At 41.3% G+C, this 11,734-nt stretch carries 11 protein-coding genes and 1 pseudogene; 11 read left to right on the top strand and 1 reads right to left on the bottom strand.

What is annotated here, in order from left to right:
• Window positions 1-15: 15 nt before the first annotated feature.
• The 11 genes and pseudogenes from B5E92_RS13695 (at window position 16) to B5E92_RS13745 (ending at window position 10,978) form a co-directional block, all read left to right on the top strand.
• Window positions 16-2,463, top strand: a complete 2,448-nt coding sequence (locus tag B5E92_RS13695) for an ATP-binding protein (protein WP_087303145.1) — start codon at window positions 16-18, stop codon at window positions 2,461-2,463.
• On the top strand, window positions 2,463-4,586 hold the full coding sequence (locus B5E92_RS13700) for a CD3337/EF1877 family mobilome membrane protein (protein ID WP_087303147.1): 2,124 nt from the start codon (window positions 2,463-2,465) through the stop codon (window positions 4,584-4,586). Before B5E92_RS13695 ends, B5E92_RS13700 begins: the two co-directional genes overlap by 1 nt.
• Window positions 4,583-5,590, top strand: a complete 1,008-nt coding sequence (locus B5E92_RS13705) for a lysozyme family protein (RefSeq protein ID WP_087303149.1) — start codon at window positions 4,583-4,585, stop codon at window positions 5,588-5,590. The genes B5E92_RS13700 and B5E92_RS13705 overlap by 4 nt, the downstream gene beginning before the upstream one ends.
• 21 nt (window positions 5,591-5,611) lie before the next feature.
• A pseudogene (locus B5E92_RS13710) lies at window positions 5,612-6,505 on the top strand (conjugal transfer protein).
• A gap of 129 nt (window positions 6,506-6,634) precedes the next feature.
• Window positions 6,635-7,021, top strand: coding sequence for a GntR family transcriptional regulator (locus B5E92_RS13715; RefSeq protein ID WP_087303151.1), 387 nt, complete (start codon window positions 6,635-6,637; stop codon window positions 7,019-7,021).
• Window positions 7,011-7,862, top strand: coding sequence for an ABC transporter ATP-binding protein (locus B5E92_RS13720; RefSeq protein ID WP_087213681.1), 852 nt, complete (start codon window positions 7,011-7,013; stop codon window positions 7,860-7,862). Before B5E92_RS13715 ends, B5E92_RS13720 begins: the two co-directional genes overlap by 11 nt.
• Window positions 7,863-7,864: 2 nt before the next feature.
• Complete coding sequence (locus B5E92_RS13725; RefSeq protein WP_087303153.1) at window positions 7,865-8,524, top strand: ABC-2 transporter permease; 660 nt, start codon at window positions 7,865-7,867, stop codon at window positions 8,522-8,524.
• A gap of 19 nt (window positions 8,525-8,543) precedes the next feature.
• The gene (locus B5E92_RS13730) at window positions 8,544-9,125 is read left to right on the top strand and encodes a DUF7010 family protein (RefSeq protein ID WP_239406484.1); all 582 of its coding nucleotides are present in this window, start codon (window positions 8,544-8,546) and stop codon (window positions 9,123-9,125) included.
• 19 nt (window positions 9,126-9,144) lie between these two features.
• Window positions 9,145-9,366, top strand: a complete 222-nt coding sequence (locus B5E92_RS13735) for a hypothetical protein (protein ID WP_074087794.1) — start codon at window positions 9,145-9,147, stop codon at window positions 9,364-9,366.
• A gap of 185 nt (window positions 9,367-9,551) precedes the next feature.
• Window positions 9,552-10,544: a helix-turn-helix transcriptional regulator gene (locus tag B5E92_RS13740; RefSeq protein ID WP_074087797.1), complete on the top strand. Its 993-nt coding sequence runs from the start codon at window positions 9,552-9,554 to the stop codon at window positions 10,542-10,544.
• Between the two features lie 29 nt (window positions 10,545-10,573).
• Entirely contained in the window at window positions 10,574-10,978 is a 405-nt protein-coding gene (locus B5E92_RS13745) for a winged helix-turn-helix domain-containing protein (RefSeq protein ID WP_235423856.1), read from the top strand.
• Between the two features lie 39 nt (window positions 10,979-11,017).
• Here the strand turns inward: B5E92_RS13745 and B5E92_RS13750 are convergent, their stop codons facing one another.
• A complete protein-coding gene (locus tag B5E92_RS13750; RefSeq protein ID WP_074087801.1) occupies window positions 11,018-11,380 on the bottom strand; it encodes a helix-turn-helix domain-containing protein in 363 nt (120 codons plus the stop codon).
• Window positions 11,381-11,734 lie beyond the last annotated feature (354 nt).

Genomic DNA, 11,734 nt, shown 5'->3' on the forward strand with positions numbered 1-11,734 from the left:
TTAGGAGTGTGATGTATGTTCCCGATTAAGTATATCGACAACAACCTTGTCTGGAACAAGGACAATGAGGTATTCGCCTACTATGAGCTGATACCGTATAACTATTCTTTTCTGTCAGCGGAACAGAAATTTATCGTCCATGATAGCTTCCGTCAGCTTATCGCACAGAGTCGTGAGGGAAAGATACACGCCTTGCAGATAGCGACGGAAAGCTCCGTCAGAAGCATACAGGAGCAGTCAAAAAAGTTGGTGAAAGGGCGACTTCGTGATGTTGCAATTCAGAAGATAGACGAACAGACGGAAGCCCTTGTGTCCATGATTGGAGACAATCAAGTGGACTACCGCTTTTTTATCGGCTTCAAGCTCATTGTGACCGAGGAAAAAGTCAGTCTGGAGAGTGTGAAGAAATCGGCGTTTATGACGTTCAAAGAGTTCTTGAACGAGGTCAACCATACGCTGATGAATGACTTTATCTCCATGCCAGATGATGAAATCAACCGCTACATGAAAATGGAAAAACTGCTGGAAAATAAAATCTCCCGCCGTTTCAAGTTCCGACGCTTGGACAAGAACGACTTCGGGTATCTTATCGAGCATATCTACGGCAGGGACGGTGTGGCGTATGAGGACTACGAGTATTCGCTTCCAAAGAAGAAGCTGAAAAAGGCAACGCTCATCAAGCAGTACGACCTTATCCGTCCGACCCGCTGTCTGGTAGAGGAAAGCCAGCGATACATAAGGCTGGAACATGAGGACAGCGAGAGCTTCGTGTCCTACTTTACCGTCAATGCGATTGTGGGCGCGCTGGATTTTCCGTCCAGTGAGATATTTTACTTCCAGCAACAGCAGTTTACTTTCCCTGTTGATACGAGCATGAATGTGGAAATCGTCGGCAACCGCAAGGCACTTTCCACGGTGAGAAATAAAAAGAAAGAGCTGAAAGACTTGGACAATCACGCCTATCAGTCTGGAAGCGAAACCAGCTCAAACGTGGTGGACGCACTGGACAGCGTGGACGAGCTGGAAACCGACCTCGACCAGAGCAAAGAAAGCATGTATAAACTTTCTTACGTTATCCGTGTGTCCGCTCACGACCTTGACGAGCTGAAACGACGCTGTGATGAGGTCAAGGACTTCTACGACGATTTAAACGTCAAGCTGGTGCGACCTGCTGGGGATATGCTGGGGCTTCACTCTGAATTTCTCCCTGCCAGCAAGCGTTACATCAATGATTATGTACAATACGTCAAGAGTGATTTTCTGGCTGGACTTGGCTACGGGGCAACACAACAGTTAGGAGAAAATACAGGTATCTATATCGGCTATTCCGTAGACACGGGAAGAAATGTCTATTTACAGCCCTCTCTTGCCAGTCAAGGCGTGAAAGGTACGGTCACCAATGCCCTGGCTTCCGCTTTTGTCGGTTCGTTGGGCGGTGGAAAATCATTCTGCAATAACCTTATCGTCTATTATTCCGTCCTGTTCGGCGGACAGGCGGTCATTCTCGACCCTAAGAGCGAGCGTGGCAACTGGAAAGAAACGCTTCTAGAGATAGCCCATGAAATCAATATCGTCAACCTTACCAGCGATAAGGAAAACGCTGGGCTTCTTGACCCGTTCGTGATTATGAAGAATGTAAAGGACGCTGAAAGTCTGGCGATAGACATTCTCACATTCCTTACGGGGATTTCCTCTAGGGACGGTGAGAAATTTCCTGTCCTTAGAAAAGCGGTGCGAGCCGTGACCCAGAGCGATCAGCGAGGACTTCTCCATGTGATAGATGAGCTACGCAGAGAGGACACGGCGATTGCCCGCAACATTGCCGACCATATCGACAGCTTTACAGACTATGACTTTGCACATCTGCTGTTCTCGGACGGAACGGTTAAGAACGCTATCAGCTTGGACAACCAGCTCAATATCATACAGGTTGCCGACCTTGTTCTGCCAGATAAAGACACGACCTTTGAGGAATACACGACCATTGAACTGCTGTCCGTGGCTATGCTGATTGTCATTAGTACCTTTGCCCTTGATTTTATTCACAGTGACAGAAGCATTTTTAAAATCGTGGATTTAGATGAAGCGTGGGCGTTTTTGAATGTGGCACAGGGCGAAACCCTCTCAAACAAGCTGGTGCGTGCGGGACGTGCTATGCAGGCGGGCGTGTACTTCGTCACGCAATCCTCTGGCGACGTGTCCAAAGAGAGCCTAAAGAACAATATCGGGCTGAAATTCGCTTTCCGTTCTACGGACATCAACGAGATAAAGCAGACCCTTGAATTTTTCGGTATCGACAAGGACGACGAGAACAACCAGAAAAGGCTTCGTGACTTGGAGAACGGACAATGCCTGCTTCAAGATTTGTACGGGCGTGTGGGCGTGGTGCAGATACACCCAGTCTTTGAAGAATTACTGCATGCCTTTGATACCAGACCGCCCGTGAAAAGCGAGGTGGAGTGATGAAAGATAGGATAAAGGGGCTTCTGACAAAAAAGAAGCTCTTTCGTTTTTTCAAGATTGCTCTGATAGTCATTTTTACCTCTGTCGTGTTCCTCTCCCTGTTCGGTACGGTGGCTCATGCCACGGGGCTGGTAGATGATACGGTCAATGCGGACAACCTGTATTCACAGTACCCGCTGGAAAACTATCAGCTTGACTTCTATGTGGACAATAGCTGGGGCTGGCTTCCGTGGAACTGGCTGGACGGTATCGGGAAGTCCGTACAATACGGGCTTTACTGTATCACCAACTTTATCTGGACTATCAGCCTGTATCTTTCCAACGCCACGGGGTACGTCGTCCAGCAGGCGTATAAGCTGGACTTTATTAACGACATGGCAGACAGTATCGGGAAAAGCATACAGACCCTAGCGGGCGTGACGGAAAACGGCTTCGGAAGTACGGGCTTCTATGTAGGCTTCCTGCTTCTCATTATCCTTATCGTGGGTATCTATGTTGCCTACACGGGGCTTATCAAGCGAGAAACCAGCAAGGCATTACACGCCGTTATCAACTTCGTTGTGGTGTTCGTGCTGTCCGCTACCTTTATCGCCTACGCTCCCGACTATATCAAGAAAATCAATGACTTTTCTTCGGACATTTCCACGGCTTCGCTGGATTTGGGGACAAAGATAATGCTCCCCGACAGCGACAGTGCTGGAAAAGACGGCGTGGACTTGATAAGGGACAGCCTGTTTTCCATACAGGTACAACAGCCGTGGCTACTTTTGCAGTTTGGAAACAGCGATATAGAAGAAATCGGGGCTGACCGTGTGGAAGCTCTGGTATCGGCTAGTCCCTCTGCCGACGACGGGGCGACCCGTGAGGACGTGGTAAAAACAGAAATCGAGGATAACGACAACGACAATCTGACGATACCGCAGGTCATCAACCGTCTGGGAATGGTGTTCTTCCTGCTCATCTTCAATCTGGGGATAACGATATTCGTTTTCCTGCTCACAGGCATGATGATATTCTCCCAGATACTTTTTATCATCTTCGCTATGTTCCTGCCGATTAGCTTCCTGCTCTCCATGATACCCAGCTATGAGAACATGGCGAAACAGGCAATCGTGCGAGTGTTCAATACGATTATGACAAGGGCGGGAATAACGCTCATTGTCACGGTGGCTTTCAGTATTTCCAGTATGTTCTACAACATCTCCACCGATTACCCGTTCTTTATGATTGCGTTCTTACAGATAGTGTGCTTTGCGGGTATCTACATGAAGCTGGGCGACCTTATGAGTATGTTCAGCTTAAATGCTGGGGACAGCCAGAGCATGGGACGCAGGATATTCCGCCGTCCGTATCTGTTCATGCGACACAGGGCTAGGCGTATGGAGCGACGTATCGCTGGTGCGGTTACGGCTGGAAGCATGGCGGGAGCTGTGGCGGGAAGTGCCGTTGCGGGTGCGGGAAATAAAAACCGTACTTCTGCTTCCAGAGGAAACAGGAGCAATCAGTCCATGAGTAGCCGAGCTGGTTCAGCCGTAGGTGCGGTGCTTGATACGAAAAACAAGGTCAAGGACAAGGCAACGGCTGTCAAGGAGAATATCAAGGATATGCCGACACAGACCGCCTATGCCCTGCACTCCGCTAAGGAAAAGGCAAAGGAAAATGTGTCCGACTTCAAGCGTGGCATTGTGCAGGGACAGGAAACCAGACAGAGCCAGCGTGCCGATAAGCTCCAACAGCATAGACAGAGTATCGCTGACAAGCGTATGGAGCTTCAAAAGGCACAGGAAGCAAAGCAGGCTGGCAGAACGACGGACGGATCAGCGACAACAGGAGCTACCCGTCCCCATGACAGACCTGTGACCGCTTCTCCTGCTTCTAAGACCGATACAGGAAAAGTGCAGGAAGTCAAGCGACCTGTCACCACGGACAAGGTACATACCGAGCCGACGAAAGCACAGCCTGTCAAGGAGCGTCCGCTTGCTTCAAAATCTGATGAACCTATACCACAGAAACACGGGACAAGGCTTAATGGTGTGGAGCTGAACCGACAGACCACCAGAAAAGAGCGAAACATTAAGAAAGCGACCATAAACACCACGGAAAAGAAAGGACGTAAGAAATGAAGCTAAGACATATCGCTCTTATCGGTAGCCTGTTTCCCTTTCTTCTTGCGATAGTGCTTTTCTTTGGTGTGCTTATCAGTGCCGAGGACGACGACGGGGGCGGTGGTTCTTCCTCATGGGTAACAGGCATGAACCTGTCCGCAGAGGTGTTGAAACATCAGCCTATGGTAGAGAAATACGCTAAAGAGTACGGTATATCCGAGTACGTCCCCTATCTGCTGGCAATCATACAGGTGGAAAGTGGCGGGACAGCCGAGGACGTTATGCAGAGTTCCGAGAGCATGGGATTACCGCCTAATTCCCTTGATACAGAAAGCTCAATCAAGCAGGGGTGCAAGTATTTTGCGTCCCTGCTTTCTTCAGCAGAAAGTCAAGGCATAGAGGATATAAACGTCGTGGTACAGTCCTATAACTATGGCGGTGGCTATATCGGCTATGTGGCTAAAAACGGGAAAAAGCACAGCTTCACGCTGGCAGAGAATTTCGCCCGTGACAAGTCTGGTGGAACAAAAGTCACTTACACGAACCCTATCGCTGTCGCCCGCAATGGTGGCTGGCGTTACGGGTACGGGAATATGTTCTACGTGGAGCTTGTCAGCCAGTATCTCACGGTCAGTCAAGTATCGGGCGAGCTGGCACAGAAGATAATGAATGAAGCTCTGAAATATCAAGGCTGGGACTATGTGTACGGCGGGAGCAACCCTAACACTTCTTTTGACTGTTCGGGGCTGGTTCAATGGTGCTACGGCAAGGCTGGCATTTCCTTACCGAGAACGGCACAGGCACAGTATGACGCTACCCAGCATATCCCGCTTTCACAGGCACAGGCTGGGGATTTAGTGTTCTTCCACAGTACCTACAATGCGGGAACGTATGTAACCCACGTCGGTATCTATGTGGGAAATAACCAGATGTACCACGCTGGCGACCCGATAGGCTACGCTGATTTGAACAATAGCTACTGGCAACAGCACCTTATCGGGGCTGGCAGAATTAAGCAATAGAAAGAAAGGAATGGAAATATCATGTTCAAGAAGAAAGAAAAACCGATAAAGGAAAAGAAAATCTGCACTATGAAAGTGGGGACGCATAAGAAGTCCGTCATTGCCCTCTGGGTGGTGCTTATCGCAAGCGTGAGCTTTGGTGTGTATAAGAATTTTACGGCTATCGACCAACACACCACGCATGAGATAGAAACCATACAGCTCCGCTTGAATGACACCAACGGCATAGAAAATTTTGTGAAGAACTTTGCGAAATCCTACTATACATGGAGCAACAGCAAGGAAGCAATCGAAGCAAGGACATAGACTATCAGTGCCTATCTGACACAGGAATTGCAGGATTTGAATGTTGATACGGTGAGAACGGATATACCGACCAGCTCCACAGTCACGGATGTACTTATCTGGGACGTGGAACAGGCTGGGGAGAACGCTTTTACTGTTGTCTACGAAGTAGATCAGCAGATAAAAGAGGGCGACCAGACAAGGAATGTATCAGAAACCTATACCGTGACCGTCCATGTAGACGCTGACGGGGATATGGTGATTATCCAGAACCCGACCCTTGCTCCTGCTATGGAAAAATCTGATTATGAACCAAAGGTGCAGGAAGCGGACAACAGCGTAGACGCTGACACAGTAAATGACGCTACGGCATTTCTGGAAACATTCTTCAAGCTGTACCCGACCGCAACGGACAAGGAGCTTGCCTACTATGTAGAGGGAAACGCCCTTGAACCGATAAACGGGGACTATCTTTACTCCGAGCTTGTCAATCCTTTATTTAAGGCTGACGGTGACAATGTGAAAGTGAGCGTTGCGGTGAAGTTCATTGACAACCAGACAAAGGCGACACAGGTATCACAGTATGAGCTGACACTTCATAAGGATAGTAACTGGAAAATTGTTAAATAATTGAGAAGAGGCTTGAGAAGCATACTAAGTATGCAACACAAGCCTCATTGATTAACTTGACAATCTTTCCAAAATTGATTATACTGTTTATAGTGAATAATAACAGTATGGTGTATTGGAGGGAATAAAATGAAAATCATTATCCAAAATTCATCAGATATTCCAATTTATCAACAAATATATGAGCAGATAAAGGAAGCAATACTTTCTGGAAAGATAGGTTCAGGAGAAGTTTTGCCCTCTATCAGACAGTTGTCAAGAGATTTAAAAGTAAGTGTAATCACAACAACAAGAGCTTATACTGATTTGGAAAATGATGGATACATTATGATTGTTCAAGGAAAAGGTTGTTTTGTAAAAGAATTAAATCAAAATATTTTAGAGGATAAACTAATGTCTGAGATAGAAATACATTTTGCTGAAATATGGAAAAATGCAAAAATTTTAAAAAAAACAGACGAAGAACTTCTTGATATTATTAAAATTTTAATGGAGGACTTAAAAAATGAACAATAATGCTTTAGAAATCCATAGTTTAAAAAAGACATTTACTGATTTTGGATTAGATGATATTTCTTTTAGTCTACCAACAGGTTTTATCATGGGGCTTGTTGGAAAAAATGGGGCTGGGAAAACAACTACAATTAAACTCATTCTTAATCTTTTACAAAAAGAAAGTGGGCTGATTAAAGTTTTTGGCAATGACATTTCAAATAGATATGATTTTAAACAGGATATAGCAGTCGTTTTTGATGATTTGCTCTTTGTTGAAGATTGGAAAATAGATGATGTGGAAAAAGCTATTTCTCCATTTTATGATAAATGGAACACTGCAAAGTTTCAGTCTAATATAGAAAGATTTCATCTTAATAGAAATAAAAAAATAAGAGATTTCTCTAAAGGAATGAAATTAAAATTAAGTTTAGCAGTTGCTTTATCTCATCAAGCAAAACTTCTAATTTTAGATGAACCTACCAGTGGGTTAGACCCTGTTGCCCGTGATGAATTATTGGATATTCTTTTAGAATATATTGAAAACGAAAATAACAGCATTCTCTTTTCTACACATATCACATCAGATTTAGATAAGATTGCAGATTATCTTACAATTATGAATAACGGAAAAATATTTTATACCGGATTGAAAGATGAACTCTTTGAGAAATATTGCATTGCAAAAGGTGGCATTGAAGATTTAACACCAGACTTAGAAAAACGGTTGATTGGAATACAAAAAGGAAATACTGGTTTCTCGGCATTATTAGATGTGCAGGATATAAAATATACTTCTAATCGAATTGTTACGGAGAATGCAACTGTTGATGAAATTTTAATTCATATAGACAAAGGGGTGTAATGATGATTAAACATTTAATTAAACTAGATTTTTATGCAATGAAACCTTTAAAAAAAGTTATATTACCTTTTCTTCTTGTTCCTATTGTGCTAGGAATTGTTGCTGATTTAGGTATGAGTATTATGGTAACATTAACTTTTATGGTCTTTATGTTAAATATTGTTTTTGCTATTACGGAAAAGAGTAATTTTCATAGACTTTATGGGACATTGCCAATAAAACAATCATCTAGCATATTAAGCAGGTATTTATTCTCGCTTATTGCGATTGGCATTACTGCGATTTTGTCTTTTGCTATTTTTGTAATTCTCTCTATCATTACCAAAAGCCGCATTGATTGGATATATGGCATACAGTTTTTAGCTTTATCAATACTCATAGCAGTATTGTTCATTAGTGTTCAGTATCCATTCTATTTCAAATTTGAATATACAAAGGCAAGTATCATGGCGATACTTCCATATATCGTATGTTTTGCCATTGGTATTCCGCTCATGAATTATTTTATGAACAATCAAAATTTTTATAAACATATTATGAGTATTGTTAATTATTTCAGTTCCAATACATTAGCATATCTTTTGATGATTTTTGTTTTATCCTTTTTGGCTATAACTGGTTCTTATCTGCTTTCAAAAAAAATACAGAAAAAAGAATTTTAAAAGTTAGGAGAAAAATTTTATGGAAAAAAATTTTATGGAAATAGAAAAACATTCTAAAGCCTTAGATGAAATGAGAGATAACAGTATTTTCTCACAAAAAAGAGGAATACACTTTATCTTAGCTTCTGTATTGATATGGGGACTGATTTTATTTGTTCAAAATTTAGGACTTGAAAGTAAGAAAGAAAATTTAGTTTGCTTTTTCTGCTTTGCTTTACTTCTTCCATTAGCTTTTATCATTGCAAAGTTATTGAGGATAGATTTTCAAAATAAAGAAAACCCCTTAACTACATTAGGAATACTTTTTACGGTAAATCAATTATTGTATTTGTTGATTGCTATGTGGGTTTTTTCTGTTGTTCCAGAAAAAATGTTGATGACTGTTGCCATTATCTTTGGAGGACACTTATTACCATATAGTTGGCTTTATAAGTCAAAAGTATATTTGGTATTTGCAATATTGATACCTTTTATTTCATTTATTGTTGGCATGATTTATGATGTTCAAATACTAATCTTTCTGATGATTTTAATTGAAATAGTATTCGTTATTTCTTTGCATAAGGAAAATATTAAATATATGAAAACAGGACACTCTTAAAATATATGGAGGAAAAATGATGATTGGACTAAAAAAACGAGATATGAAAAAAATCTTAAAGGCTGGTGCAAAGGCAAGCGGTGTCCCTGTATCGGAACTAAGGGCAGAAATACAGGCTACCATTGACGAAGCTATGAACAGTACAGACCCAGAGGTACAGGCGAACTTCAAGCGATATTTTGGAAACAAAACGCCTACACCAGAGGAATATATCTATACGATTACAAAAAAGACGATTTAACAAAGGTACTTTTATATTTATCTATGGTATGGTGAGCTGTGCGAATAAAACCAAAAATGCTTGGGGGTGTATCTTCGCATTTTTGTTTCTTTGGAATGCGTTCTAAAAATCGCAAGTCAAATCAAGAAATTTGTCCCTTATATCCTTATAATTAAATTGGAGTGGTTGAATAGGAGTGGAATTGAATGTATGAATGGCAAAAGCAAATACAAATAATTGTAGATGAAATCGACAACTGTATTAAAAATTATAATGATGAAGCCCCCACGCTTCGTTTTCTTGCCCGCAAGTTAGGGTACTCTGAATTTCATACAACCAGAAAATTTAAAGAGATTACAGGAATACAGTTTAGAGATTATTTACGAAGCAGGAAACTTGCCTTTGCATTAAAAGAAGTTCGTGATAGCAAAAAAAGTTTACTAGATATTGCATTTGATTATGGATTTTCTTCAAATGAGGCTTTTACCAGAGCCTTCAAAGGAACATTTGGTATAACTCCGAGTGAATATCGAAAAAATCCTAACCCTGTCATTCTCCGCACTAAGATAACTCCTTTTGACCGCTACTACTTAGGATTAGGAGAGATTGGAATGATAAAGTCAAATGACAGCGTAAGAATTTATTTTGTGACTATACCAGCTCACAAATTTTTACACATCAAAAATTATGAAAGCAACGGTTATTGGGATTTTTGGCAGAAGCAAAATCTTATTCCGGGACAAGATTATGAAACAATATGTGGTTTATTAGACAGTATCAAAGGCAAATTAGATGATGATGGCGGAAGTGAAGTCAACTGTGGTAGCGGTCAAATTATGGCATATATAAACGACCCTAATGGCAGACTTTGTGACTGGGGAATTCCACGTGTGGAATGTTGGGGAGTAAGGCTACCTTTAGATTATAATGGTGAAATACCGCCTCAAATGTATATGGTTGATATTCCAGAAGCGGAGTATATTGTCTTTGAGCATGGAGCTTTCAATTATGAGCAGGAAAATTGTAGTGTAGAAGAAAAAATTGAACAGGCAATGAAGAATTTCGATTATACTAGCGTCAATTATCGTCTTGATACCAGCCCTGGAAGAATAATGTATTTTTATTACAACCCTGAAAAATATTTTAAATATGTCAGACCAGTTAAAAAATTAGAGAAACCTCAAAATAATCAACGATAGTTGAAAGTTGGTGATATTATGGGAAAATATTGATTGCAGAATTTTCGGATAAAGAAGAAGCTCTGTTTTACCAAATGGCAGATTGGCTTACTAAGCGATTATGCACTTCTCCTATTATGGTTGAGAAGCAATCATGTAGTTTAATCATAAATCCATATACACGTATTGTCACTGACAAAAATGGTAAAACCATACATTTAACTGCTAAAGAGTTTGACCTATTGCATTTTCTTTCCAGCCACAAAGGGCAGGTATTCACAAAAGAACAGATTTACGAAAATGTATGGGGATATGATAATGCACCAGACGCAAGCAACCTTTCCTCATTCATCAGAAAGTTAAGACTGAAAATAGAACCATACCCAGACAATCCACGATATATCATCACTGTCTGGGGCGTGGGATATAAATTTAGCGGAGAAGAAAAACCGTAGCTGTATTTCACAATTCATTGTGATCTGCACGCTACGGTTTTATCTATTGAACTGATTTCTTACTTCTTTGTCCCTACGCATGGCTGATTTTGCACATTTCAGCAGGTCAACTAAAAATCGGGTTTCGTATTCGTCGCAATCCTCAAAAATCTCTTTTGCTTCTCCCTTGAAAATATTCTGTGAAGCAAGTACATTATCACATAGGAGAATATCAACTGATACGGAAAGAGCATTGGCAATCTCAATCAGTGTCGGCAGGCTGACTTTCGTTTTCCCTGTTTCCACATTGCTCATGTGGGCTGGGGTAATATCTATAAGGTCTGCGACGGCTTCCTGTGTTATGCCTTTCTTAATTCGTGCTATCTTGATACGCTGTCCGATTGCTTTATAGTCTATTTCCACAGTTTCCCTCTCCTTTCTTGCTTTTCATTATTGTAACTATTCACAGAGTGTAATATAATAGTCTGTATAGATGAAACATTTACTCGCTATATTTTTGGCGGATTTTTTTGAAATATATCATCAATTTTGAGAAAAGAGGTGTTCTGACCATATGATGAAATTCAGTAAAAGGGACAGTAGGAAAATGATAAAAGAAATGGCTCGTCTGCACGGACTATCTGTTTCAGAAGTCCGTGTGTTGATTAGCAGATTATTTGAACAAAAAAATAAAGGAATTAGTCAAATAAAATTAATAAATATAATAAAACAGTTAAAATAATTTGAGAAAATAATATGCAAATTATCTTAACTGTT

The sequence above is a fragment of the Erysipelatoclostridium sp. An15 genome (assembly GCF_002160675.1).
GTDB classification, from domain to species: domain Bacteria; phylum Bacillota_I; class Bacilli_A; order Erysipelotrichales; family Coprobacillaceae; genus Thomasclavelia; species Thomasclavelia merdavium.

Coding starts and splice junctions, on each gene's coding strand:
- B5E92_RS13695 (WP_087303145.1), top strand. CDS start 16: ATGTTCCCGATTAAGTATATCGACAACAACCTTGTCTGGAACAAGGAC.
- B5E92_RS13700 (WP_087303147.1), top strand. CDS start 2,463: ATGAAAGATAGGATAAAGGGGCTTCTGACAAAAAAGAAGCTCTTTCGT.
- B5E92_RS13705 (WP_087303149.1), top strand. CDS start 4,583: ATGAAGCTAAGACATATCGCTCTTATCGGTAGCCTGTTTCCCTTTCTT.
- B5E92_RS13715 (WP_087303151.1), top strand. CDS start 6,635: ATGAAAATCATTATCCAAAATTCATCAGATATTCCAATTTATCAACAA.
- B5E92_RS13720 (WP_087213681.1), top strand. CDS start 7,011: ATGAACAATAATGCTTTAGAAATCCATAGTTTAAAAAAGACATTTACT.
- B5E92_RS13725 (WP_087303153.1), top strand. CDS start 7,865: ATGATTAAACATTTAATTAAACTAGATTTTTATGCAATGAAACCTTTA.
- B5E92_RS13730 (WP_239406484.1), top strand. CDS start 8,544: ATGGAAAAAAATTTTATGGAAATAGAAAAACATTCTAAAGCCTTAGAT.
- B5E92_RS13735 (WP_074087794.1), top strand. CDS start 9,145: ATGATTGGACTAAAAAAACGAGATATGAAAAAAATCTTAAAGGCTGGT.
- B5E92_RS13740 (WP_074087797.1), top strand. CDS start 9,552: ATGTATGAATGGCAAAAGCAAATACAAATAATTGTAGATGAAATCGAC.